At 71.7% G+C, this 24,491-nt stretch carries 19 protein-coding genes; 7 read left to right on the top strand and 12 right to left on the bottom strand.

The window, feature by feature from the left end:
* Positions 1–73 precede the first annotated feature (73 nt).
* Both K8612_RS36580 and K8612_RS36575 read right to left on the bottom strand, forming a co-directional pair.
* A complete protein-coding gene (locus tag K8612_RS36580; RefSeq protein ID WP_223765638.1) occupies positions 74–1,216 on the bottom strand; it encodes an RNA methyltransferase in 1,143 nt (380 codons plus the stop codon).
* Positions 1,213–3,807: a response regulator gene (locus tag K8612_RS36575; protein ID WP_223765637.1), complete on the bottom strand. Its 2,595-nt coding sequence runs from the start codon at positions 3,805–3,807 to the stop codon at positions 1,213–1,215. The genes K8612_RS36580 and K8612_RS36575 overlap by 4 nt, the downstream gene beginning before the upstream one ends.
* A 399-nt stretch (positions 3,808–4,206) precedes the next feature.
* Here K8612_RS36575 and K8612_RS36570 point away from each other — a divergent pair, with 399 nt between their 5' ends.
* Positions 4,207–5,244, top strand: a complete 1,038-nt coding sequence (locus tag K8612_RS36570; RefSeq protein ID WP_223765636.1) for a fatty acid desaturase family protein — start codon at positions 4,207–4,209, stop codon at positions 5,242–5,244.
* 327 nt (positions 5,245–5,571) lie between these two features.
* Complete coding sequence (locus K8612_RS36565) at positions 5,572–7,737, top strand: glycosyl hydrolase family 18 protein (protein WP_223765635.1); 2,166 nt, start codon at positions 5,572–5,574, stop codon at positions 7,735–7,737.
* A gap of 79 nt (positions 7,738–7,816) precedes the next feature.
* On the opposite strand, the gene K8612_RS36560 is transcribed toward K8612_RS36565, so the two are convergent.
* Positions 7,817–8,566, bottom strand: coding sequence for a lysophospholipid acyltransferase family protein (locus K8612_RS36560; protein WP_223739151.1), 750 nt, complete (start codon positions 8,564–8,566; stop codon positions 7,817–7,819).
* Between the two features lie 198 nt (positions 8,567–8,764).
* Between K8612_RS36560 and K8612_RS36555 the strand changes: the two genes are divergently transcribed.
* A complete protein-coding gene (locus K8612_RS36555) occupies positions 8,765–9,658 on the top strand; it encodes an oxidoreductase (protein ID WP_223765634.1) in 894 nt (297 codons plus the stop codon).
* 7 nt (positions 9,659–9,665) lie between these two features.
* On the opposite strand, the gene K8612_RS36550 is transcribed toward K8612_RS36555, so the two are convergent.
* The 3 genes from K8612_RS36550 to K8612_RS36540 form a co-directional block, all read right to left on the bottom strand.
* A complete protein-coding gene (locus tag K8612_RS36550; RefSeq protein WP_223765633.1) occupies positions 9,666–10,517 on the bottom strand; it encodes an alpha/beta fold hydrolase in 852 nt (283 codons plus the stop codon).
* Positions 10,518–10,945: 428 nt separating this feature from the next.
* Entirely contained in the window at positions 10,946–11,707 is a 762-nt protein-coding gene (locus tag K8612_RS36545; RefSeq protein WP_255672727.1) for an SAM-dependent methyltransferase, read from the bottom strand.
* A gap of 164 nt (positions 11,708–11,871) precedes the next feature.
* Positions 11,872–12,432, bottom strand: coding sequence for a NifU family protein (locus K8612_RS36540; RefSeq protein ID WP_223739148.1), 561 nt, complete (start codon positions 12,430–12,432; stop codon positions 11,872–11,874).
* A gap of 140 nt (positions 12,433–12,572) precedes the next feature.
* On the opposite strand from K8612_RS36540, the gene K8612_RS36535 reads away from it, so the two are divergent.
* From K8612_RS36535 to clpA, 4 genes are all read left to right on the top strand, one after another.
* Positions 12,573–13,013 carry a hypothetical protein gene (locus K8612_RS36535; RefSeq protein WP_223739147.1) on the top strand — a complete coding sequence of 147 codons (441 nt, stop codon included), beginning with the start codon at positions 12,573–12,575 and terminating at the stop codon, positions 13,011–13,013.
* Between the two features lie 63 nt (positions 13,014–13,076).
* Entirely contained in the window at positions 13,077–14,237 is a 1,161-nt protein-coding gene (locus K8612_RS36530; protein ID WP_223739146.1) for a GNAT family N-acetyltransferase, read from the top strand.
* Positions 14,238–14,297: 60 nt separating this feature from the next.
* On the top strand, positions 14,298–14,624 hold the full coding sequence (locus K8612_RS36525; protein ID WP_014399347.1) for an ATP-dependent Clp protease adaptor ClpS: 327 nt from the start codon (positions 14,298–14,300) through the stop codon (positions 14,622–14,624).
* A 3-nt stretch (positions 14,625–14,627) separates the two neighbouring features.
* Positions 14,628–16,910: an ATP-dependent Clp protease ATP-binding subunit ClpA gene (gene clpA / locus K8612_RS36520; RefSeq protein ID WP_223739145.1), complete on the top strand. Its 2,283-nt coding sequence runs from the start codon at positions 14,628–14,630 to the stop codon at positions 16,908–16,910.
* Between the two features lie 69 nt (positions 16,911–16,979).
* On the opposite strand, the gene K8612_RS36515 is transcribed toward clpA, so the two are convergent.
* Genes K8612_RS36515 through K8612_RS36490 form a run of 6 tightly spaced genes read right to left on the bottom strand, consistent with a single transcriptional unit; the run spans position 16,980 to position 24,490 of the window.
* Positions 16,980–18,599: a methyl-accepting chemotaxis protein gene (locus K8612_RS36515; RefSeq protein WP_223739144.1), complete on the bottom strand. Its 1,620-nt coding sequence runs from the start codon at positions 18,597–18,599 to the stop codon at positions 16,980–16,982.
* Between the two features lie 43 nt (positions 18,600–18,642).
* Positions 18,643–19,710, bottom strand: coding sequence for a chemotaxis protein CheB (locus K8612_RS36510; protein ID WP_223739143.1), 1,068 nt, complete (start codon positions 19,708–19,710; stop codon positions 18,643–18,645).
* Complete coding sequence (locus K8612_RS36505; RefSeq protein ID WP_223739142.1) at positions 19,707–21,866, bottom strand: response regulator; 2,160 nt, start codon at positions 21,864–21,866, stop codon at positions 19,707–19,709. The genes K8612_RS36510 and K8612_RS36505 overlap by 4 nt, the downstream gene beginning before the upstream one ends.
* On the bottom strand, positions 21,856–22,401 hold the full coding sequence (locus K8612_RS36500; RefSeq protein WP_223739141.1) for a chemotaxis protein CheW: 546 nt from the start codon (positions 22,399–22,401) through the stop codon (positions 21,856–21,858). The genes K8612_RS36505 and K8612_RS36500 overlap by 11 nt, the downstream gene beginning before the upstream one ends.
* Positions 22,398–23,627 (bottom strand): CheR family methyltransferase, encoded by a 1,230-nt coding sequence (locus K8612_RS36495; RefSeq protein WP_223765632.1) that lies wholly within the window; start codon positions 23,625–23,627, stop codon positions 22,398–22,400. The genes K8612_RS36500 and K8612_RS36495 overlap by 4 nt, the downstream gene beginning before the upstream one ends.
* Positions 23,624–24,490, bottom strand: coding sequence for a response regulator (locus K8612_RS36490; protein ID WP_223765631.1), 867 nt, complete (start codon positions 24,488–24,490; stop codon positions 23,624–23,626). The genes K8612_RS36495 and K8612_RS36490 overlap by 4 nt, the downstream gene beginning before the upstream one ends.
* Between the last annotated feature and the right edge of the window lies 1 nt (position 24,491).

The raw sequence follows: 24,491 nt of genomic DNA, 5'->3' as shown, positions 1-24,491 counted from the left end.
CCCTCCGTGACGCGGAGGACACCACGCCTCGGTGCGGGGTGTCGATCCCTCGGAGGGGTTTCTCAACAGCCTGCTAGCTCGAAGCGCCCGAGAGCAGCAGCAGGCAGCGCAGGCCGCCGTTCTTCACGTCGAGCTGCCGCGCGCCCTTCAGCCCCAGCGCCGCCACCAGCCTCGGCTCCTCGGGGACGATGAGCGCCTTGCGCCAGTCGCGGAACGCGCCGTTCAACGTCGCGCCCAGCGCGCGGTAGAGGTCCGGCAGGTCCTCCACCTCGCCCACGCGCTTGCCGTAGGGCGGGTTGGCCACCACCAGCCCGGGGGCGTCCGGCGGGGCCTTCAGCGTGCGCAGGTCGTGCCGCTCCAGCGTCAACGTCACGCCCGCGCGTCTCGCGTTGCGCCGCGCCGTGCCCAGCGCCCCCGCGTTGAGGTCGTATCCGCGCATGGGCGCGCGAGGCTCCGCCAGCCCCTCCGCCTCCGCCTCCGCGCGGCGGCGCGCCCAGGCCTCCTGGTCGTAGGACGGGAAGGACTGGAACGCGAACGTGCGCAGCAGGCCCGGCGCGCGCCGCTGGGACAGCCAGGCACCCTCCACCAGGAACGTGCCCGAGCCGCACATCGGATCCACCAGCGGCACGTCCCCCGCGTAGCCCGCGAGCCGGAGGATGCCCGAGGCCAGCGTCTCGCGCAGGGGCGCGCGCCCCACCTCCTGCCGGTAGCCGCGCTGGTACAGGGGCGCACCGGACGTGTCCACGCTCACCGTCCAGCGCGCGCCCTCGCCGCGCACCAGCAGCGTGAGCCCCGGCCCCCCGCCCTCCTCGTCCAGGTGTCCCGCGACCGTCACCTCGCACGGGTCCCAGGCCACGGCCGCGGACTCCAGCACCACCGCCGGCCCCGGGGCCACGGAGCGGTGCAGCGTCACGGACAACCGCAGCGGCGCCTTGCCGTCCCAGACGCCCGCCATGGGCAGCGCTCGCAGCCCCTGCACCAGCGCGTCCGCGGTGGGCGCCGTGAAGGTGCCCAGGCGCAGGAGCACGCGGCTCGCGGTGCGCAGGCGCAGGTTCGCGGTCTGGTGCAGGCCGGGAGGGCCCTCGCACTCGATGCCGCCCTCCGCGCGCCGGAAGGACAGCCCCAGCTCGCGCGCCTCCGCCTCCAGCGCGGGCTCCAGGCCCGGCAGCGTGGACACATAGAGGGTTTCGCCCGTCCGGGCCCGAGCGTCCGTCACGCCGGCCGCGTCCGGGCGGCGGAGCCAACATCCATGGCGGCCTGCTCCAATGCGCGCTCCATCTGGTTCAGGTCATAGGGCTTGGGCAGCAGCACCACGCGCTCCAACATCTGGCCGTCCTCCGCCGACACCGCGCGCGAATCACCGGACGCGATGATGATGCGCAGGGACGGGTAGCACCGCGCGGCCTCGCGCGCCAGCACCACGCCGGACTTGCCCGGCAGCGTCACGTCCGTGAAGAGCAGGTCGAAGGGCTCCTTCGCCAGCGCCTCGCCCGCCGCCTCCGCGCTCTCCACCGCGCGCACGGTGTGTCCCAGGTCCGCCATCAGCTCGGACGCGGACTCGCGGATGTCCGCGTCGTCCTCCACCAGGAGGATGCGCAGCGCGCCCTTCGGCGGCGTCTCCGCGGGCGCGGGCGCGCGGAACGGCTTCGCCGCCAGCCGCTGCTCGCGTCCACGCAAGAGCGAGCGGATCTTCCGCGCCAGGTCCTCGCGCCGGTACGGCTTGGACAACAGGCTCACGCCCGGGTCCAGCCGGCCGCCGTGCACGATGGCGTTCTCCGTGTAGCCGGACGTGAAGAGCACCTCCAGGTCCGGCAGGTGCGCCTTCGCCAGCCGCGCCAGCTCCGGGCTGCGCACCGGCCCCGGCATCACCACGTCCGTGAAGAGCAGGTCCACCGGCAGGCCGCTCTGGATGACCGCGAGCGCGCTCTGACCGTCGTGCGCCTTGAGCACGCGGTAGCCCAGCTCCGTGAGCACCTCCACCACCGTGGCCCGCACCGCCGCGTCGTCCTCCACCACGAGGATGGTCTCCGTGCCACCCTCCACCTGCCCCGGGCCGCTCTCCACCGGCTGCGCCGCCGCCTGGAAGGTGCGCGGCAGGTAGATCTTGATGGACGTGCCGTGGCCCAGCTCGCTGTAGATCTTCACGTGGCCGCCGGACTGCTTCACGAAGCCATACACCATGCTCAGCCCCAGGCCCGTGCCCCGGCCCTCCGGCTTCGTGGTGAAGAACGGCTCGAACGCGCGCTCCATCACCTCCGGCGTCATGCCAGAGCCCGTGTCGGAGATGGCCAGCAGCACGTACTGCCCCGCCGTCACCTCCGGGTGCAGCATCGCGTAGTGGTCATCCAGCATCGCGTTGCCCGCCTCGATGGTCAGCCGGCCCCGGCCCTCCATGGCGTCGCGCGCGTTGATGGCCAGGTTGAGGATGACGTTCTCCAACTGGTTGCGGTCCACGGACGTGTTCCACAGCCCGCCCGCGATGACCGTCTCCACCTCCACGTCCTCGCCCAGGGCGCGGCGCAAGAGGTCGTCCATGTCGCGCACCAGCCGGCCCAGGTTGAGCGCCGTGGGCGCCAGGGGCTGCCTCCGCGCGAACGCGAGCAACTGCGAGGCCAGCCGCGCCCCGCGCTCCACCGCGCCCAGCGCCGTCTCCAGGCGCCGCTGCGCGCGCGAGTCGCCCACCGCGTCGCGCTGGAGCAACTGGAGGTTGCCGCTCACCACCTGGAGCAGGTTGTTGAAGTCATGCGCCACGCCGCCGGTGAGCTTGCCCACCGCCTCCATCTTCTGCGCCTGGAGCAGCGCGGCCTCCGTCTGGCGGCGCTCCGCCTCGCTCTCCTCCAGCGCCCGCGTGCGCTCGCGCACCAGCTCCTCCAGGTGGTCGCGGTGGCGCGCCAGCTCGTCCTCCGCCCGCTTCTGCGCCGTCATGTCGTGGCCCTGCACGAAGATGCCGGAGACGCGGCCGTCCGCCTCGATGACGGGCTGGTAGACGAAGTCCAGGAAGGCCTCCACCAGCGGCCCCCCGGGCTCTCGCTGCAACTGCACCCGCATGTTGTGCCCGACGAAGGGCTCGCCGGTCGTGAACACCCGGTCCAGCAGCTCGAAGAAGCCCTGCCCGGCCACCTCCGGCAGGGCCTCCCGCACCGTCCGGCCCAACAGCTCCCGGTGCCCCACGAGCTGGAGGTAGGAGCGGTTGGCCAGCTCGAACACGTGCTCGGGCCCCCTCAGCGAACACATGAAGCCCGGCGCCTGTTCGAACAGGCGGCGCAGGTGGCGGCGCTCGTCGTCCAGGACGCGGTTGGCCTCCTGCACCGCCTGGGCGCGCGCGAGCACCCCGCCCATGAGCTGCGTCCGGGCCCCCCCGTCCGGTGGCGCCTCCGCGTCACGCACGGCCCGCTTGAGCTGCTGCAGCTCCGTCACGTCCATCGTGTGCTGGAGGATGAAGGCCACCTCGCCCCGGCCATCCAGCAGGGGCGTGTGCGTGGCGCTCCAGTAGCGCTCCTCCACCACCACGCCGGACTCCGTCTGGCGCGGCACCCGGTAGGGGATGAGCGCCAGCGTGTCCAGCGTCCGCTCCGTCAGCACCCGGAGGAACGACTCGCGCAGCATCCGGGCGCTGGCGTTGGCCGGGTCGTCCGGGTCGTGCGGGAACGCCTCGAAGATGGGGCGCCCGACCAGGTCCTCCAGCCGGCTGGCGGTCACCCGCAGATAGGCCGCGTTCGCCGTGACGTACCGCAGCTCGCGGTCCAGCAGCATGTAGGGATTGGGCGACAGCTCGAAGAGCTTCTGGAAGTCGAAGGGTGCCTGCATCCATTCACGGGGAGGTCGAGCAACCTCCCCGCCTTTCCCGGGCCGCGAACGCGGAAAGGGGTTCCCGTCCAGTGTACGGACGTCCCCTCCATCACACCGTCCAAAAGGCCCGGGGCCCACCTCTTCCCGGATGCCAGGCCTTCGGGGGGGCAGCCTTCTGGACACCACTCAACATCCGCTTTGCCCAGCCACCCCTTGGACCTGCCACGTCCGTCATGGCTGTAAGACTGAGCGGGTCTTTCAGACCTCGGAATTACTATGATATGAGATTATTACCGCAAGGCGGTGTAGTCCCACATGAACCGGGGTGTGCGGCAGGGGGTCGCCTTGGACGGGGGAGGAAACGACCTCCCGGCCTTCCGCCAGAGCGCTCGCGCCCGGCAGGAGGTCTGTCCCCAGATGCTCGCCGTTCCAGAACCGTTGTCGCTGGATGACTCGGAAGCGGTCACCTCCCGCGCGTTCGACCGTCGTGGCTTGACGGCGTCGGTGAGGAAGCTGTCGGTGGTGACCAACGCGCGGGGCCTGTGGGCGGTGGCGCGCCAATGGCTCATCATCGCGCTGTCGGTGGCGTTCGTGGTGCAGGTGGACCGGTGGTGGGCGTGGGTGCTGGCCGCGGTCATCATCTCCACGCGGCAGCACGCGCTCCTGAGCCTGGTGCACGAAGCCTCGCACCACCACCTGCTCACGCACCGCAAGGCCAATGACGTGCTGGCGGACCTGCTGTGCGCGTTCCCCATGAACATCACCACGGAGGGCTACCGCAAGGAGCACGCGGAGCACCACCGCTACGTCAACACGGAGAAGGACCCGTACTGGCGCACGGCGCAGCGCGACCATGCATGGATGTTCCCGCGCACGCGCGTGGGCACGGCGCTGGTGCTGCTGGGGGACATGGTGGGCTTCTTCACCCCGTCCCACGTGCGCATCATGATCCCCTGGTCCTATACGGGCCGCGCGCTGGGCAAGGGCGGCCCGCCGCCGTCCCGCGCGGAGCACGTGCGCTACGCGCTGTGGCTGACCGGCTTCATCACCTTCCTCACGCTCACGGGCGGCTGGCTCCACTACCTGCTCCTGTGGTCCATCCCGTCACTGACGCTGATGATGGTGGCCTTCCGCATCCGCGCGGTGGTGGAGCACCCCTTCACCCCCGCCACCCCGGATGAGACGCACGAGACGCGGGACGTGGCGGCGGCCACCTGGTTCGAGCGCTTCTTCATCGCGCCCTTCAACGCCAGCTACCACCTGTCTCATCACCTCTTCCCGTCCGTGCCCTACTACCACCTGCCCGCGCTGCACGCGCAGCTCATGCGGACGGGCCTCTACCGCCCCGGGGAGAACCACTTCCAGACGTACCTGGGCGGCGAAAAGAGCGCGTGGAGCTTCCTCACGTCCTTGGGCCGGAATAAAGGCCCTGATACATTGCCTGTAAATGATTGAAGCTGGATGCATCACAGACTGACAGGCTTTCCCCTGGAGGCGCGTTCGTGGCGCCTCCAGGCGTTTTTCACTCTCAAACCAGACGCTCGCCGCCCCGCTGATACAGCGGCCTGGCGTCCTTGAGACGTGTTGAAGTAGCCCACCCCGTGGCTTGAACACAGACGAAGAATCGCGATGTGTCCTTGCCTGCGATTCGCCAGGTCCCCCCTCACACGCCCGCCAATCCCGGCGCGGCGACAGGGCGACCGGGGGACCCCTGCCACGCGCCGCGAGCAGGGGAAGCGGTCCCCCCGGCCCACCCTCTTTCACCTGGCCGCAGGAGAGAACTTGAGAAGGCAGCTCATTGGGTTCCTCGTGGCGTTGGGCGCGATGCACACCGGCTGCGGTGGCGCGCCGGACTTCACGTCCACGGCGGGTGACGACGACTCGCTGGGGACGTCCGGGGACGCGCTCGCGAGCGCGACGACGATGTTCGACGACGCGCTCGGTTCGGGATGGCAGGACTGGTCCTGGGCGACGCACAGCCTTGGCGCGACCCGGCCCGTGTACGCGGGCACCCGCTCCATCTCCGCGACGTTCGGCCCCTGGACGGGCCTGTACTTCCACCACGCGGGCGTGCCCACCGCGGGCCAAGGCTTCGTGGAGTTGCAGGTGAACCCCGGCGCGACGGTCAACCCCGCCATCGCGCTCTACGCGAGCGTGGGCGGCGTGGCGAAGCCGCCCGTGGCGCTCAACCCCACCTGCGCGGGCGGCACCATCAAGGCCAACGCGTGGACGCTGTGCCGCATGCCGCTGAGCACGCTGGGCGCGGCCAACGCCAGCCTGGATGGCCTGGTGGTGATGGAGAACGCGGGCCGCAAGCTGGCCACGATGTACTTCGACAACGTGCGCCTGGCGGCGAGCACCACCGCCCCTTCCGCGCCCACGGCCCTGCAGGCCACGGGCTCCACCACGGACGTGGCCCTCACCTGGGGCACGGTGGCGGGCGCCACGGGCTACCACGTGTACCGCTCCACGTGGCAGACGGGCACGTACACGCGCCTCACCTCCACGGCGCTCACCTCCGCGGCCTACAAGGACACCAGCGCGGTGGCGGGCACGACGTACTGGTACGCCGTCACCGCGCTGAACGCGGTGGGTGAGAGCGCGAAGTCCACGGCGGTGTCCGGCAAGCGGACCGCCCCCACCGGCGTGAGCGTCAGCGTCACCCCCACCACCGCGACGCTGTCGCTGGGCGGCGTGCAGACCTTCACCGCGACGGTGACGGGCAGCACCAACACGGCCGTGACGTGGAGCGTCCTGGAAGGCGCCGCGGGCGGCACCGTCACCTCCAGCGGCACGTACACCGCGCCCCGGACGGCGGGCACGTACCACGTCGTGGCCACGAGCAACGCGGACGCGACGAAGAAGGCCACGGCGGACGTGGTGGTGACGGGCCCGGTGGGCACCACCAACAAGTGGGTGTCCGGCTACTACACGGGCTGGAACGCGGATGACTACCCGCCGGAGAAGGTGGACTTCAGCGCGATGACGCACATCATCGTGGGCCGCGTGACGCCGAACACGGACGGCACGGTGGACGCCATCTTCGACAACTCGAACGGCTCCGCCATCGCGAAGACGCTCTCCTCCCGCGCGCACGCCGCGGGGCGCAAGGCCATCATCATGGTGGGCGGCGCGGGCGAGCACGCCAACTGGGTGGGCGCCGCCTCCGCCGCGAACCGGGAGAAGTTCGTCCAGAGCCTGCTCAAGGCGATGGACGACCACGGCTACGACGGGCTCGACATCGACTGGGAGCCGGTGGAGGAGGTGGACAAGCCGAACCTGCTCGCGCTGGTGCAGCGGCTGCGTCAGGTGCGTCCCAACATGCTGCTGACGTTCCCCATTGGCTGGGTGAACAACAACTTCGCCACGGACGCGTCGCTCAAGTGGTACCCGCAGCTCGCCCAGTACCTGGACCAGGTGAACGTCATGTCCTACGAGATGATTGGCGTCTGGGACGGCTGGGAGTCGTGGTTCACGTCCGCGCTCACGGGCGAGTCCGGCACCCACCCGACCTCCGTGGAGTCCAGCCTCAAGGCCTGGGTGGCCGCGGGCATCCCCAAGGAGAAGCTGGGCATGGGCATCCCGTTCTACGGCCTCGCGTGGCGGCACATCACCGGCCCGCGCCAGCCCTTCACCAATTGGTCCGACTACGTGGGCGGGGACAACTCCTTCACGTACAAGAAGATCCTGGCGCTCTCCAAGACGGGCAAGCTCCAGTGGGACGTGGCGGCGCAGGCCAACTACGTCACGTTCGACACGCCGGTGGAGGACGGCACGGTGCGCTGGATCACGTACGACGGTCCGGAGGCCATCCAGGCCAAGGGCCAGTACGCCAAGGCGAACGGCTACGGCGGCACCATCATCTGGACCATCAACCAGGGCTGCACCGACCCCGCGACGGGCACCAACCCGCTGCTCACCGAGGTCAAGACGGCCTTCCTCCAGTAACCGCTGACGGCGTGAAGACGGACGGCCGCGTGGGCACCCGCCCGCGCGGCCGTTCGCGTTCGCGGGCGCATGGGGCCGCCTACGCGGAGGGCGGCACGGCGGAGGGCGGGGCCGTGGGGGCCACCGGGTCCGGGCCGCCGGCGTAGACGCCCTGGTACGCGGGCGGCAGCAGCGCGGCCACCCGGCGCATCATCGCGTCCACCAGCGCCTGGCGCGCGTCGGAGGCGCCGGACACCTCCGGCTCCAGGTCCTCCATGCGGAAGGCAGGCCCGAAGGTGACGGTGACGTCGGCGTGGAAGAGCCGCTCGCCGCCCATGTCCGCGTCGTTGATGGGCATCAGCTTCTCCGTGCCCGTGAGCGCCACCGGGACGATGGGCACGCCCGCGCGCTTGGCGATGAGCCCCACGCCCTTCTTCGCCTGGAGCAGGCCCGCGGAGCGGCTGCGGCCTCCCTCCGGGAAGATGAGGACGGACTGGCCGCCCTTGAGCAGCTCCACGCAGCGGCGCAGCGCTTCGATATCCGGCGAGTTGGGCGTGATGTCGATGGTGTCCATCGTCTCCGCCGCCAGCCGGGTCATCACCGTGCCGTGCAGCTTCACGCCCGCCAGGAAGACGACGCGCCGGGGCCGCAGCGCCCGGTAGAGCGTGAAGCCGTCCGCGTTGGACAGGTGGTTGCAGATGAAGAGGCAGGGGCCCGCCGGCAGGTCCTTCAGCCCGTACACCTTCGCGTGGGACAGCCGGCCCCACACCCCATGCATCAAACCGCGCACGACATGGCGGCGCACCCCGTAGGGGAGCAGCGACATCAGGGCGAAGAGAAGTCGAAGCACGGGCCGGCCCACCTCCTCCTGGAAGATGTAGTCCTGCCCGGTGGGGTGGGTCAGCGGTCCTCCGGGAGCGCCAGGCCGCCCGCCCGCCCTTCCGTCATCCAGTCAACGAAAGGCCTACCCCAGAGTCCGGATGCGGGGAGCGCGCCGCCCGCGCTCGCGCCCGCACGGCCCCGCACCCCGCGTGTTATGGGGTGGCGCATGAGCGCCGAAGCCACGCCCTCCCGGGCGAAGCGGCCCGTCGAGTACGAGGCCACCGTCACCGCCCTCCGGATGGAGACCCACGACACGGCGACGCTGTCGCTGGAGCTGGACGCGAGCGCGGGACCGCTCGACTACAAGGCCGGCCAGTTCCTCAACATCGACCCGCACCAGTTCCGGGCGCTCGCGCAGCAGTGCGCGTACCTGCAGGAGCAGAAGGGGCGCAAGGAGTCGCCGCGCTCGTACTCGCTCGCCTCCGCGCCGCACGAGCGGCACGTGGCCATCACGGTGAAGGACGAGGAGTTCATCCCCGGCGTCACCCGCTACCCGCCGCTGCTGTCGCCCCTGCTGGTGCACGGGCGGCTGGTGGGGGCGAAGCTGAAGGTGACGGGCTTCATGGGGCCGTACGTGCTGCCGGACGACGTGACGGAGCGGGCGGACCACGTGCTGCACGTGGTGGCGGGCTCCGGCGCGGTGCCGAACTTCGCCATCGTGAAGGACGCGCTGCACCGGGGGCTGAAGCTGCGGCACACGTTCCTCGCGTCCAACAAGACGTGGGGGGACATCCTCTACCGCGAGGAGCTGGCCGCGCTGGAGCGCTCGGCGCCGGACCGCGTGCGGGTGGTGCACACGCTCACGCGCGAGACGGATGAGGCGAGGTACGGCCCCCAGGTGCGCAAGGGCCGCGTCGGAGAGGCGCTGCTGCGCGAGCTGGTTCCGGCGCCCGACACCTGCCTCGTGTACGTGTGCGGGCCCGCCATCACGCCATGGGACCGGCGCAAGGCGCTGGAGACGCGCACGCCCGCCACGCCGCGCTTCATGGAGGCGGTGCTGGGCCACCTGCACGAGCTGGGCATCCCGGACAAGCGCATCAAGCGCGAGGCCTACGGCTGACCGGGCCTCAATGCGCCGTGACGTCCACGGGCGGCAACTGGTCCAGGAACGTCAGCACGCGCTCGGCCGTCTCGCGGGGGTGCTCCATCGGGAAGAGGTGCGAGGCGAGCGGCAGCGCGTCCACCCGCGTGCGCTTCATCTCCCGCTCCGCCCGCGCCAGCGCTTCGGGCAGCAGGATGTCGGAGCGCTCGCCTCGCAGCACCAGCGTGGGCGCCGCGTTGGCGCGGATGAGCTTCCAGGGGTCCGCGGGGAAGGTCTCGAAGATGCGGGCCTCCCACTCGGGCGGGAAGCGCAGGCGGAAGTCCCCCGCCTCCGTGGGCACCAGCCCGTGCGTGATGTAGTCGCTGAAGCAGTCCGCGTCCCAGTCCCGGAACAGCTTGCGCTGGCGGTACGCGGCGGCCGCCTCCTCGCGCGTCGCCCAGCGCTCCTTGCGCCGCAGCGCGCCCTGCACGATGGCGGCGCGGTCCATGCGGCCCATCAGCTTCATCAGGCGCATCGCCCAGAGCCGGGAACCGGTGACGAGCACGGGGTCCAACGCCACCACCGCGCGGAACAGCCCCGGGTTCGCGGCGGAGGCCATCAACGTGCTGGTGCCGCCCACGCTGTGCCCCACGCCCAGCACGCCCGAGCGCCCCCGCGCCTTCAGCTCGCGCGCGAGGTCCTCGCCCAGCTCCCTCCAGGACGTGAGCGCCTTCGGGTCCTGGCCCGGCACCAGCGGCCGCATGCGCAGCGACACCACGTGGTAGCGCGTCGCGAGCCGCGTGAAGAGCTTCCGGTACGTCTCCGGAGGAAAGCCGTTCGCGCAGGCGAAGTGCAGGAGCGGCCCGCTCCCACCCCAGTCATCCAGCTCCAAGGCCATGCCCCTTCCCATCCAACGACCCCCACCGCGTCACGCGGAGGGACTTCACGGCTCGCCCCACACGTCTCCGGTGCCCTGACGGCCACCGGCCGGCCCCATCCCGGGACGAGACTCCGTACCCCGACATTCAGACACCGCGAACGCCGCCCTGGGTCCTGCCGCCGGGCCCGACCTCCGGCATTGACGCCATCCTGACCGGCCCCCCTGACGTGCCCACGTCCTCCGACATCCGCCCGGACGCGTCCTCAAGGAACCCGGCGGTCTGGAATGTCGTCCCGTGCGCATCCCACGGACAGAGGGCATGTAACGCCTGCCCGGCCGCCTCGCACGGCCGGGGCGGCGGCCGTCCCGGTGCGGGGGAAACACGCCTCCCCCTCCCGTGAGGTCACCTGCCCCGCCCTACGGTCCAGGTCGGGACTGCTTGCGTTTCAGGGCTCCGGCGGCGACGCGGGCGTAGCGTCCGGCGCGGGCGCAGCGTCCGGCGTGGGCTCCGCGTCCGGCTCCGCGCCACCAGCGGCCGCGCCCGCGGGCGTGATGCCCAGCAGCCGCGTCAGCCGGGGCTGCACGCCCGTCTCCGCCAGCAGCGCCTGGAGCTGGAGGCGCGCGCGCCGGTTGTCCCGGTGCACCCGCCGCCCGAGGATGAGCTCGTTCTTCAGCGAGTGCTCCCACCCGGTCAGCTCCGTCACCGTCACCTGGTAGCCGAACGCCTCCAGCGTCAGCGCGCGGATGACGTTGGTCAGGTGCGAGCCGAACTCGCGCCGGTGCCACGGGTGCTGGAAGAGCAGCGACATGGAGCCGGCCGGCTTCGCCTTCTTCTCCTTCAACTGCGCGGCCACCTCCGCCTGGCAGCACGGCACCACCGCCACGTGGTCCGCGCCGTGCTTGATGGCCGCCACCAGCGCGTCGTCCGTGGCCGTGTCGCACGCGTGCAGGGCCATCAGCACGTGGATGCGCTCCGGGTACTCCGCCTGGTCGATGTGCGCCGTCTGGAAGCGCATCCGGTCGAAGTGCAGCCGCTCGGCGCGGCCCTTCGCGCGCTCGGTCAGCTCCGGCCGCCCTTCGATGGACAGGAGCTCACCGCCGCCCGCGTCCTTCAGGAACAGCTCGTAGACGACGAAGCCCAGGTACGCGTTGCCGCTGCCCGCGTCCACCACCAGGGGGTTCGCGTGGCGCGCCTGCACGTCCTCCATGGCGGGCCGCAAGAGGCCCACCAGGTGGTTGACCTGCTTGAGCTTGCGCAGCGCGTCCGCGTTGAGGTTCCCCTCGCGCGTGAGCAGGTGCAGCTCCCGCAGGAGCGCGGGGGACTGGTCCGGGAGCAGCTCCTTGCGGACCTGCGGCGCCTTGACGTTGCGTCTCAGACGGACACCACTTCGGTGACCTCCGGGATCATCTCCCGGAGCCGGCCCTCGATGCCCATCTTCAGCGTCGCCGTGGACGACGGGCAGCCCGCGCACGAGCCCTTCATGTGCAGGTACACGATGCCGTCCTCGAAGCGGTCCAGCGTGATGTCACCGCCGTCCTGCGCCACGGCCGGGCGGATCTCCTCGTCCAGGATGACCTGGATGCGCTGCTCCACCGTGCCGTCCGCGCTCGTCACTTGGCGCGCCGCCGCGACGGCCGCCTCGTCCACCACCGGCAGGCCCTCCGACAGGTGCGTGTCCAGCGTGGACATCACGGAGTCGTTGAGCTCGTCCCACTCGCCGGCCTCGCCCTTCGTCACGGTGACGAAGTTCGTGCCCAGCATCACCGCCGTCACGCCCTGGATGTCCATGAGCCGGAGCGCCAGGGGCGACTTCGCCTGCGCGTCGTCCCGGTTGGTGAAGTTCACCGCGCCACCGCCCAGCAGCTTGCGGTCCACCACGTACTTCAACGTGCTGGGGTTGGGGGTCCACTCGAGCTGGATGTTCACTGACATGCTGTTCTCCCTACGAAAGTCCGCTTCCTCTAAAGGGCGCCGGGCCCCATAGCAACCTGTCCGGCTGTCAGGCAAACGCCCCGCGCTGGCCTTTCACTCCGGATGGAGCCCCACCCGCCGCCGATGTAAGACACGGCACCATGCCCTACCCGCCGCGCCTCGCCCACCTCGCCACGAAGGCCGTGGTGGTGGCCAAGCTGAGCCCCACCTACGCGGACGCCCACCGGGTGGACGCCGAAGAGGCCTCGCAGCGCCTCTCCACCGCCCTCTCCGGGCGCCTGCTGACCTCCCTCCTGGAGGCCACCTGGACGCAGATGCTCGGGAGCACGAAACGTCTCAAGGAAGAAGGCCTCCTGGAGAAGGTGGCCGCCACCCTGAGCGACCGGCCGCAGCGGCCGGGCAAGGTGGCCACCGTGACGGCCGGGTGGAGCGCCTTCCTCATCCTCGTGGACCTGGAGGTGGGCACCGCCAGCGACGCCGCCCGCCGGGTCATGGAGTCCGACGAGGGCCGCAAGCGCGCCGCCGCGGGGCTCATGGAGGTCGCCGGCTTCCTCGCCCAGGAGCTCACGCGCGGCAAATAGGACGGCCGGCCGGTCGTGGCGGCAGCCGCCACCCGCCGTTATAGGCTGGCGCTCGCCACGTCCATGTCCGCCCCGCTCCCCACCACGCTGCGCCTGCTCACGTCCATCACCGACGTTCCCGCGTCGGCCTGGGACGCGCTCGTGGACCCGGGGTCGGTGCCGTTCCTGGAGTGGGGCTTCCTCGCGGCCCTGGAAGAGAGCGGCAGCGTGGTGCCCGAGCGCGGCTGGCACCCGCGCCACCTCACGCTGTGGCGGGGCGCGCGCCTGGTCGCCGCCGCGCCCGCGTACCTGAAGGACGACAGCCACGGCGAGTTCGTCTTCGACGCCGCCTGGGCCACCACCGCCGAGCGCGCGGGCATCCGCTACTACCCCAAGCTCGTCCTGGGCGTGCCCTTCACGCCCGCCACCGGCCGCCGCGTGCTGGTGGCCCCCGGCGAGGACGCCCCGTCCCGCGAGGCCGAGCTGTACAACGCCGCGCTGGAGTACGCGCGCGCCGAGGGGCTCTCCAGCGTCCACGTCCTCTTCCCCACCCCGGAGGAGCTGCCGGTGCTGGAGGCCCAGGGCTACGCGCTGCGCCTGGGCGTGCAGTACCTGTGGCGCAACGCGGGCTACCGGACGTTCGACGACTTCCTCGCCCGCTTCCGCTCCAAGCGGCGCCACCAGCTCCAGCGCGAGCGGCGCGCGGTGGCGGACCAGGGCCTCACCCTGCGCACGCTGCGGGGCGACGCGCTGGAGGAGGTGGACGCGGCCTGCGCCCACCGGCTCTACGTCTCCACGGTGGACCGCTACCCGTGGGGCGTCCGCTCCCTGACCGAGGACTTCTTCGTCCGCCTGCTCGCCGGCTTCAGGCACCGGTGCGAGTTCGTGGAGGCCCGGCGGGAAGGCCGCAGGGTGGCCGGCGCGTTCAACTTCACCGGGCCGCGCACGCTGTACGGCCGTTATTGGGGAGCGTTCGAGGAGCATCCGTTCCTGCACTTCAACGTGTGCCTCTACCACCCGGTGGAGGACTGCATCGCCCTGGGGCGCGAGCGCTTCGAGCCCGGAGCGGGCGGCGAGCACAAGCTCACCCGGGGTTTCGAGCCGCACCTCACGTACAGTGCGCATCTGTTCCTCCACCCCGGCCTGGACCGGGCGGTGCGCGGCTTCCTGGCGCACGAGCGGGCAGCCGTCGAGAGCGGCCTGCCCCTGTGGTGGGCGGAGACGGGTTTCAAGGAGCGGGTCTGAGCGGTTTCAAGCAGGCCCGCCAATGGTTCGCGAAGCGAAGGCAAGGGAGTCCGCAAGCCCATGGCTCAGAAGCACCAACACGATGACGGCCAGGTCGTCACGGAGGCCGTCCCCAAGCAGAAGCTGAAGAGGCCGACGCTCTACAAGGTCCTCCTGCACAACGACAACTACACCACGCGTGAGTTCGTCGTGGCCGTGCTCAAGGAGATCTTCCACAAGTCGGAGACGGATGCCGTGCAGATCATGATGCACGTTCATTACAACGGCATCGGTGTGGCGGGCGTTTATACCTACGACGTCGCCGAGACGAAGCTCAAGACAGTGGAGGCCGCGGCGAGGGACAACGGGTTCCCCCTGCGGCTGTCCATGGAACCCGAGGAAGGCTGAACCGTGGCGGGACCATCGATTGCCAAAGAATTGCAGGCCAGCTTCCGCACCGCGCTCGACGAGGCGCGGAAGATGCGTCACGAGTACCTGACCCTGGAGCACCTGCTCCTGGCCCTCACCCGTGAGTCGCGCACCCGCGAGGTGCTCAAGGGCTGCGGCGCGAACGTCAAGCGCCTGCAGGAGAACCTGACCTCCTTCCTGGAGGAGACGGTCGAGCGCCTGCCCGACGACGTGGACGCCGAGCCGCAGCAGACCATCGGCGTGGAGCGCGTGCTCCACCGCGCCGCCATGCACGCGCTGTCCGCGGAGCAGAAGTACATCGACGGGGGCGACGTGCTGGTCGCCATGTTCCGTGAAGAGGAGAGCCACGCGCTCTACCTGTTGCAGCAGGAGGGCGTCACGCGCCTGGACCTGCTCAACTTCATCTCCCACGGCACCACCAAGGACGGCGAGTCCGAGGGCGAGCCGCGCGCCACGCCCGCCGGGGACGACGAGGACGGCGAGTCCCAGAAGAAGAGCCCGCTGGAGGCGTACGCCATCCAGCTCAACACCGAGGCCAAGGCGGGCCGCATCGACCCGCTCATCGGCCGCGACAAGGAGCTGGAGCGCACCATCCAGGTGCTCTGCCGCCGCCGCAAGAACAACCCGCTCTACGTGGGTGAGGCCGGCGTGGGCAAGACGGCCATCGCGGAGGGCCTGGCGCTCCACATCACCGAGGGCCGCGTGCCCGAGGCGCTGAAGAACGCGGTCGTCTACTCGCTGGACATGGGCGCGCTGCTCGCGGGCACCAAGTTCCGCGGCCAGTTCGAGGAGCGCCTCAAGGGCGTGCTCAAGGCGCTCCAGGAGCTGCCGGACGCCATCCTCTTCATCGACGAAATCCACACCATCGTCGGCGCCGGGGCCACGAGCGGCGGGTCCATGGACGCGTCCAACCTGCTCAAGCCCGCGCTGGCGTCGGGCCGGCTGCGCTGCATTGGCTCCACGACGTTCCAGGAGTTCAAGGCGTCGTTCGAGCGCGACCGCGCGCTGTCCCGCCGCTTCCAGAAGATTGAGGTGGACGAGCCCAGCGTGGAGGACACCGTCAAGGTGCTGGAGGGCCTGCGCAGCCGCTACGAGGAGCACCACCACGTGAAGTACGGCGAGGGCGCGCTCCAGGCGGCGGCGGAGCTGGCGGCCAAGCACATCAACGACCGGTTCCTGCCGGACAAGGCCATCGACGTCATCGACGAGGCCGGCGCGGCCGAGCGGCTCAAGCCGGAGGGCGTGCGCACGGGCGTCGTCAGCGCGCACGACGTGGAGCAGGTCGTCTCCAAGATGGCCAAGATTCCGGCCAAGAGCGTGTCCGCGAGCGAGGGCGTCCAGATCCAGAACCTGGACAAGGAGCTCAAGGGCGTCATCTACGGGCAGGACAAGGCCATTGAAGAGATGGTGGGCGCCATCAAGCTGTCGCGCTCCGGCCTGCGCGCGCCGGAGAAGCCCATTGGCAGCTTCCTCTTCTCCGGCCCCACGGGCGTGGGCAAGACGGAGCTGGCGAAGCAGTTGGCGCAGAGCCTGGGCGTGGAGTTCCTGCGCTTCGACATGAGCGAGTACTCGGAGAAGCACACGGTGAGCCGGCTCATCGGCGCGCCTCCGGGCTACGTGGGCTTCGACCAGGGCGGCCTGCTCACGGACGCCGTGCGCAAGCACCCGTACGCGGTGCTGGTGCTGGATGAAATCGAGAAGGCCCACCCGGACCTCTTCAACATCCTGCTCCAGGTGATGGACCACGCGACGCTCACGGACAACAACGGCCGCAAGGCGGACTTCCGCAACATCATCCTCATCCTGACCACCAACGCGGGTGCGCAGGAGATGAGCACCAAGGCCATGGGCTTCGGTGACCCCAGCGTGGTGGTGGACGGCTCGCGGGCGAAGAAGGCCATCGAGCGCACCTTCACGCCGGAGTTCCGCAACCGGCTGGACGGGTGGATCCTCTTCTCCGGCCTGCCCCCCGAGGTCATCCTCAAGGTCGTGGACAAGGAGGTGCGCCTGCTCCAGAAGGTGCTCGACGAGAAGAAGGTCAAGCTGGAGCTCACGCCCGCCGCCCGCGCATGGCTGGCGGAGCACGGGTACGACCCGGCCTTCGGCGCGCGCCCCATGGCGCGGCTCGTGGACAACACCCTCAAGAAGCCGCTCGCGGAGGCACTGCTGTTCGGCTCCCTCAAGAGCGGGGGCGTGGCCCGCTTCGACGTCGTGGACGACGCCGTGAAGCTCCAGGCGGAGGCCACCGAGGCCGTGCCGGCTTGAAGCACGGCTGAGGCTTGAAGCACCCGAGGCCCCGGGCCCCCTTCATGGGGACTCGGGGCCTTCGTGTTTCTACTCCGGCTTGGACTCGACCTTGTACGCGCCCACGGCGCTGGAGAGCTGCTCGGAGATGATTTGAAGCGTGGTGGCCGCCTCGCCCGTGGACCCGATGCGGGCCACGGTGTCGTCCATCATCCTGGACAGGTCATTCACCGCCAGGGTGATTTGATTGATGCCCACGTTCTGCTGGTTCACCGCGGCGGCGATCTGCCGGACGGCGGCGGCGTTGTCCTGGACGATGGAGGACAGCTCGCGCAGGTTCTGCCCGCTGTCGCGCACCTGGGCCAGGCCCGCCTCCATCCGCTCCGCGCCGCGCTCGGTGATGCGCACCGCGGCGGTGACGGAGTTGGCGATGTCGTCCAGCAACTCCCGCACCCGCGTGGTCGCCTGGATGGACTGGTCCGCCAGCGCCCGGATCTCGCGCGCCACCACGCTGAAGCCCTTGCCGTGCTCACCGGAGCGCACCGCCTCGATGGCCGCGTTGAGCGCGAGCATGTTGGACTGGTCCGCCAGGTCCTTCACCGTCTGGGTGATGCCGCCAATCTGGCGCGTGCGCTCGCCCAGCTCCAAAATCTTCTCCGCGATTTCACCCACCTGCGCGCGGATGTCGTTGAGGCCCGCCATCGTCTGCTCGATGGAGGCCTCGCCCGCCCTGGCCAGGGCGTCCGCGCGCTCGGCGACGCTGAGCACGCTCTCCGCCTTCTGCGCGGCCAGCGTGGACGTCTGCTTTATCTCCTGCGCCGTCACCTGCGTCTCCTGGAGCGCGGCGGCCTGGCGGGAGATGGTCTGCGCCTGCTCGGTGGAGGACGCGTTGAGGTGGTCCGTGGACTGGGTGAGCGCGGTGGCGGCGTGCTGGAGGTTGACCGTCACCTCGCGCAGCTTGCCCACCATCTGCGAGAAGGAGTTGGACAGCCGCCCCACCTCGTCGTTGCCGCGCGCCTGGATGGGGCGGGTGAGGTCGCCGGACGACACGATGTGGCCCGCCACGGACGTGAGCTCCGCCAGCGGCCGCACGATGCTCCGGCCGAACAGCGCCGCCAGCACCACGCCGCCCGTCACCAGCAGCAGCGCGAACCCCAGCATTTCCCAGCGCAGCGAGTCCACCCTCGCGTCGATGAACTCGCGCGCCATGCCCACGTGCACGGTGCCCAGCCGCCCCTTCTCCGCCACGGCCGCCGCGACGTCCAGCGCGCGCAGCGTCTTGCCGCCGCGCAGGATGCGCACCTCCGGCACCACGCGGGTGCGGCCCTGGCCCACGCCGGGCTGCGCGTCGAGCGCGGCCTTCAGGTTCTCCGGGAAGCCGCCCTGGAACGAGTGCACCAGCACGAAGCCCGTGGGGTCCTGGATGAAGATGTAGGCCAGGTCCTCGCGCTCGCGGAACGTCTCCAGGAGCGGCTGGAGCGAGCCCATGCCCGCGGACACGCCCTGCTCCGCCGCGATGGCCAGGCTCAGCGCCACGGCCTCGCCCTCGCTGGCGTGGCGCTCCTCCAGGTTGGACTCCAACTGGCGGGTGGCGATGAGGGTGAGCAGCAGGGCCACGGAGGCGCTGATGACCGCCGTGACGAGCACGAACTTCGGCGCGAGCCCGAGCCCGCGCAGGAAGGAGACAGGGAGCGCGGCGGAGGGCTTCAAGGGAACACTCCCGGGCGACGGCGGTGTGTTGCTGGGAAACGGCTCACCGGGCCCCCCCCTCCGGGCCGCGGGCGGGACGGAATGACGGGCGCTGGCAGCTCTGCAGGATGAGGTCCGCCACCAGCGCCAGGGGCGTGCCCCCGTCGGTGGCCTTCAGCTCCACGGCGGCGCGGGGCATGCCGTAGACGACGCTGGACGCCTCGTCCTGGGCCAGGGTGACGCCCCCGGCCTGACGGATGGCCAGCAGGCCCCGCGCGCCGTCCTCGCCCATGCCGGTGAGCACGCCGCCGCCGCTGCGCCGGCCGTACGCCATGGCCAGCGAGTTGAGGAGCACGTCCCCGTTGGGACACGGGCCCCCCTGGCTGCGCTGCAGGCGCGCCAGGCCCACGCTGTCCACCAGCAGGTCGTGGCCATCCAGCGGGAAGTACACGCGGCCCGGCTCCAGCCGCTCGCCGTCGCGCGCCACGCCCACCTGGAGCTCGCACACCTGGGACAGCCAGCGCACCATGCCCTGGGTGAAGCCCACGGTGATGTGCTGCGCGACGAGCATGGGCACCGGCAGGTCGCGGGGCAGCTTGGACAGCACCTCCGCCAGCGCGGGAGGCCCGCCGGTGGAGGCGACCAGGCCGAACACGTCCACCCGCGTCCCGCTGGGCACCGGCGGCGGCGCCACGGCGCGCGGACGGCGGGAGATGACCGGCACCTCCGCCATCAGGCACACGGAGTGGGCCAGCTCCCGGCCCCAGCGGCGCAGCTCCTCCGCGTTGGTGACGTTGGGCTTGCCGATGAGCTCCAGCGCCCCGGCGCTCATCGCCTGGAAGCCCAGGTCCACGCCGCGCTGCTCCGCCACGGCGCTCACCACCAGGATGCGCGCGGGCGCCTGCGACATGATGTGCGCGATGGCCGCCGGGCCGTCCAGGCCGGGCAACAGCAGGTCCATGGTGATGACGTCCGGCCGCAACAGGCGCGCCAACTGCACGGCGCGGTTGCCGTCCCCCGCCCGGCCCACCACCTCAATGCGCGGCTCCTCCGTGAGGAGCGCGGTGAGGGTGTTGGCCATGGTGGGCGAGTCATCCACCACGAGCACGCGAATGGGCTTCTTGGAGCTCAAGCGCGGCTCCCCCTGCGGCTCATCACGTCCAGCACCTCCGCCAGCAGGCGGCCCGCGGCGCACTCGCGCTTGCTGAGGAAGCCGTCCGCACCGGACGACAGGCCCCGCTCGCGCGCCACCGCGCTGTCGTGCGCGGAGACCAGGATGACGGGCAGCGTGCGCGTGTCCTTGCGCTCGCGCAGCCGGGCAATGAGCTCGATGCCGTCCATCTCTTCCATGTCCAAGTCGCAGATGACGACGTCGTAGGTGTCCGCCTGCAGCCGCTCCAGCGCCCGCGCCCCGCTGGCCGCCAGGTGCACCTGGAAGCCGCCCGCCTCCAGCATCGCCCGGTGCAGCGCGCGCGCGGTGAGCGAGTCATCCACCACCAGCGCCCGCCGGCTCCCCGCGGACACCGTCACCTTCTCCGAATCCGACACCACCCAGTCCGGCCGGAGGATGAGCAGCAGCTCACCCCGGCTGAGCGTCGCCGCGCCCTGCCAGGCCGCGACCTCGCGCACCTCCGAAGGCAGCGGGCGGATGACCAGGTCCCGGTCCCCCACCACCGCGTCCACGCCCAGCGCCACGCGCTTGCCGCCGCTCTGCACGATGAGCAGCGGCTGCCCCTCGGCGGGCGGAGACGACGCGCGCAGGCCCAGCCGCGCGCCCAGGTCCACCACCGGCAGCAACTGCCCCTGGTGTTCCAGGTGCGTGCGGCGCTTTCCCACGCGCAGCATGTCCGGGCGCGCGAGCTGCGTGGACTCCACCGCCAGCATGGGCAGGCCCACGAACTGCTCCAGCGCGCGCACCATCAGCACCGGCGAGCTGCCCAGGTCCACCGGCAGGGTCAGCACGAAGCGCGTGCCCTGCCCGCGCGTGCTCGACACCTCGATGCGGCCCTGCAGCGACTCCACCGTGGCGCGCACCGCGTCCAGGCCCACGCCGCGCCCGGAGGTGTCCGTCACGTCCGAGCGCGTGCTGAAGCCCTCGCGGAAGATGAGCTCGCGCACCTGGTTGTCGTTGAGGCGCGCCGCCTCCTCCGCCGTGACCAGCCCGCGCTTCTCCGCGACCTTGCGCACCTGCGTAAGGTCGATGCCGCGCCCGTCGTCGCTCGCCTCCAGGTACAGGAGGTTGCCCTGCTGCTCCACGCGCAGCGTGAGCGCGCCCTCGTGGTGCTTGCCGGCCTTCTCGCGCTCGGCGGGCATCTCCAGGCCGTGGTCCACGGCGTTGCGCAGGATGTGCACCAGCGCGCCCTGGAGCTTCTCCAGCAGGCGCCGGTCCAGCGACACCTCCGCGCCCACCACGGACAGCCGCGCTTCCTTCCCCAACTGGCGCGACAGGTCGCGCACCATGCGCTGCAGCGGGTCCAGGATGGTGCGCGTGGGGCGCGTGGTGATGGCCTTGAGGCCGTCCTCCAGCGCGTCCACGATGTCGCTCGTCTCCTCGCCGTCGGTGCGCAGCGAGCGGCCCGTGCCGGACAGCAGCGTGCGCGCCTCCGCGGTCTCCGCCAGCAGGCCCTGCTTCGCGAGCAGCGCGGACACCCGCTCCAGCTCCCGGCTGCGCTCCTCCACCCGCAGGCGCACCTCGCGCAGGCGCTCCACCTCGCGCATCAGCGACGTCACCTGGCCCGCGCTCACGCGCCACCCGGCGTCCGCGGACTCCCCCGCGGGCTCCAGCGAGGCGGACAGCTCCGCCGGCGCGCCGGCCACCGCGGGCTGGGCGGCGGGCGGCGGCTGCGCGAAGGCGCCCCCCGGCAACACCGCGGCCTCCTCCGGCGGCGGCGCGGCGGCGACCAGTTGGGCCAGCGCGGCGGCGGGGTTCGGCAGGTCGTCCCCGCGCCCGTCCGCGTGCGCCTGGGCGCGCAGCATGAAGAGGTCCAGCCCGTGCAGCAGCACGTCCACCACCGGGCGCGGCATCTTCTGCGTGTGCGCCTTGAGCGGCGCCAGCGCGTCCTCCAGCTTGTGGGCGATGTCGCCCAGGTCCTGGAGCCCCAGCGAGGACGCGCTGCCCTTCAGCGTGTGCAGGTGCCGGCCCAGCCGGGTGTAGATCCTGGCGAGCGCGTCGTTCTCCAGCCCCTCGCGCTCCAGCTCCAGCAGGTCCATGGTGACCTTCTGGATGACCTCCTGGGCCTCCACGGCGAAGCCCGCCACCAGCGGTTGCAGCATCGGATCAACGGGCATGGCGCACTCCCCCGTCGGACCGGCCGAACAGGCGCTTCGGGTCGATGAGGTGGATGAGCTGCCGGTCGTGGGTGAAGACCTCCACCACCGGGCCCTCCGCCCGGGCGCGCGCGGCCTCCACGGACGCGAGCGGCAGCGTCGTGGGACGCGGAATGGCCTCGCAGTCGAGCGCGCACAGCTCGCCGTCGCCCCGGTCCACCACCAGCAGCACGGCCGGGTCCTGCCGCCACCCGTGGCCGCCCAGCAGCGACGCCAGGCTCAGCGCGGACAGCACCTGGCCCTGGAAGCGCAGCACGCCAATCACCGCGGGCGCGGACAGCGGCACCGGCGTCACCATGCGCAGGGGCAGCGCCGCGCGCAGCGACTCCAGCGGCAGCGCGTAGCGCTCCTCTCCCAGGGGGAACTCGGCGATCCAATGGACCGCCTCCTCCACCGCCGACTCGCCCTGCTCACGCAGGCGCGCGGCCCGGCGCGCGAGCAGGTCGCGCGTCTCCGACTCCAGGGTCTCGTCCACCACCAGCGGCGTCGCCTTCATTCCAGCGCCCCCAGATTCAGGTAGGCGTCAGCGGACGCCAGATAGAAGCGCGCGGGCAGCGCCTCCGGTCCATCCACCAGCGCGTCCGGTGGCAACTGCCCCGCCCGCGTGCGCAGCGCGCGCATCAGCGGGAAGGCCGCGTCCCGGGCCCCCGCGCGCTCGCGCAGCAGCGCCAGCTCCAGCAGGCCCGGCAGGTAGTCCGGCGCCTGCTTCACGAGCAGCTCCAGCACCGCCGTCGCCCCGGCCACGTTGCCCTCTTCAATGCGCTCCAGCGCCTGCAGGTGCATCCGCGCGGGCGAGGGCGGCGGGGACGGCGGCGTGGGCGACACCGGCGTGGGCGCGGACAGCCGCCGGGGCGCGGGCGTCATGCGCGGCGCGGGCACGGGCGGCGCCACGGGCAACTGCGCGAAGGGGCGCTCCTCCGGGCGGGGCTTGCGGAAGGCCTGCAGCTCCGGAGCCCCCTCGCGCGTGAGCCCCGGCGGCGCGCGGTCCACCTCCACCGTGCCCAGGAACAGCAGGCCCCCCGGCGCCAGCGCCCGCGCCAGGTGGACGATGGCCGCGTCCCGCGCGGACGGGGAGAAGTACGTGAGCACGTTGCGGCAGAGGATGAAGTCGAACTGCCCGAAGCGCTCCGGCAGGGGCGCCAGCAGGTTCGCCGGCGCGAAGCGCGTCACCTTGCGCACCTCCGGGAGGATGGACACCTGCCGCCCGTTGAGCAGCTCGTAGACGGGGTGCAGCGCGGGGGCGGACTCGCGCCGGGACCACGCGCCGTAGGTGCCGCGCCGCGCGGCCTCCAGGCTGGCCTCGTGCAGGTCCGTGCCCACCACCTCCACCGGCATCCCCGCGGGCGCGCACGCCAGCAGGCACGCGGCCAGCGAATAGGCCTCCTCGCCGGTGGCGCACCCGGCGCTCCAGCCGCGCAGGTGCATGGCGCCATGGCGCAGCGCCGCCGGGATGCCCTCCTGCGTGATGTAGCGGAAGTGCTCCGGCTGGCGGAAGAAGTACGTCTCCCCCACCAGGACCGCGCGCACCAGCGTGTAGGCCAGGGGCGAGCCCAACTGCTGCAACTCGCTCAGGACCTCCGTGGGCACGCGCCCCCGGGCCAGCTCCGCGCGCAGCACGCGCTCCACCGCCTCCTGGGCAATGGCGTCGTCCCGGAAGCCGGTGGTGTCCGCCACCACTTCCCGGGCACGGGCCAGAAGCCTCGGGTCGAGCCCCGCACTCATGCGCTCCGCTCTTCCTCCACCGGCGCGAGCAGCGCGGGCAGGTCACGCAAGAGTCCCCGCGAGATGAACACCTTCGGATCCAGGATGGGCAGCGCGCGGCCGCCCGTGCGCAGCATGCCCACGAGCCCCTCCTGCAACAGCCCGTGCTCCGCGCCGCCCACCTTCTCCCGCCGGTCGATGTCGCCCGCCTGGAACTCCTCCGGGTCCTTCACCGTGTCCACGGTGAGCGCCAGCGACACGCCCTCCACGTCGATGACCACCAGCATCCGCTCCGCGATGGGCGACTTGTGCTGGACGCCCAGCCGCAGCGCCACGTCCAGCACGCACACCGCCTGGCCGCGCAGCTCCACGTACTCGCGCAGATACGACGGCCCCGTGGGCAGGGGCCGCGTCAGGGGTTGCAGCAGGACCTCCTTCACGGAGTCCAGCGGCACGGCGAACTCGCGCTCGCCCACGCTCAGCCGCAGCACCAGCATGGCCCCGGAGCGCGAGCGCCGGCGCGCGTTCTCCAGCGCCTCGCCCACGCGCAGCAGCAGCTCGTCCGCGCGGAAGGGCTTGGCCAGGAACGCCTCCGCGCCCAGGCCCAGGCACGCCTCCGCGCGCTGCTTCTCCGAGGAGATGATGATGACCGGGATGTCCGCCGTGCCCGCGTCCGCCTTCATCCGCTGGAGCACCTCGTCCCCGTCCATCTCCGGCATGGACAGGTCCAGCAGCACCGCCGCCGGGTGCAGCCGCCCCACCTTGTCCAGCGCCACACGGCCATTGCTGGCCGTGTGGATGGTGTAGTGCCCGGAGAGGATGGCCCGCTCCAACGCCAGGATGGCGTCGCTGTCATCCACCAGCAGCAGCGTCGGCAGGCTCACG

Origin of the sequence: Corallococcus sp. AS-1-6, assembly GCF_020037015.1 — a bacterium.
In the GTDB taxonomy this organism is placed as follows: Bacteria; Myxococcota; Myxococcia; order Myxococcales; family Myxococcaceae; genus Corallococcus.
The sequence above is the reverse complement of the archived record's forward strand: the minus strand, read 5'-3'. Positions and strand labels throughout refer to the sequence as shown.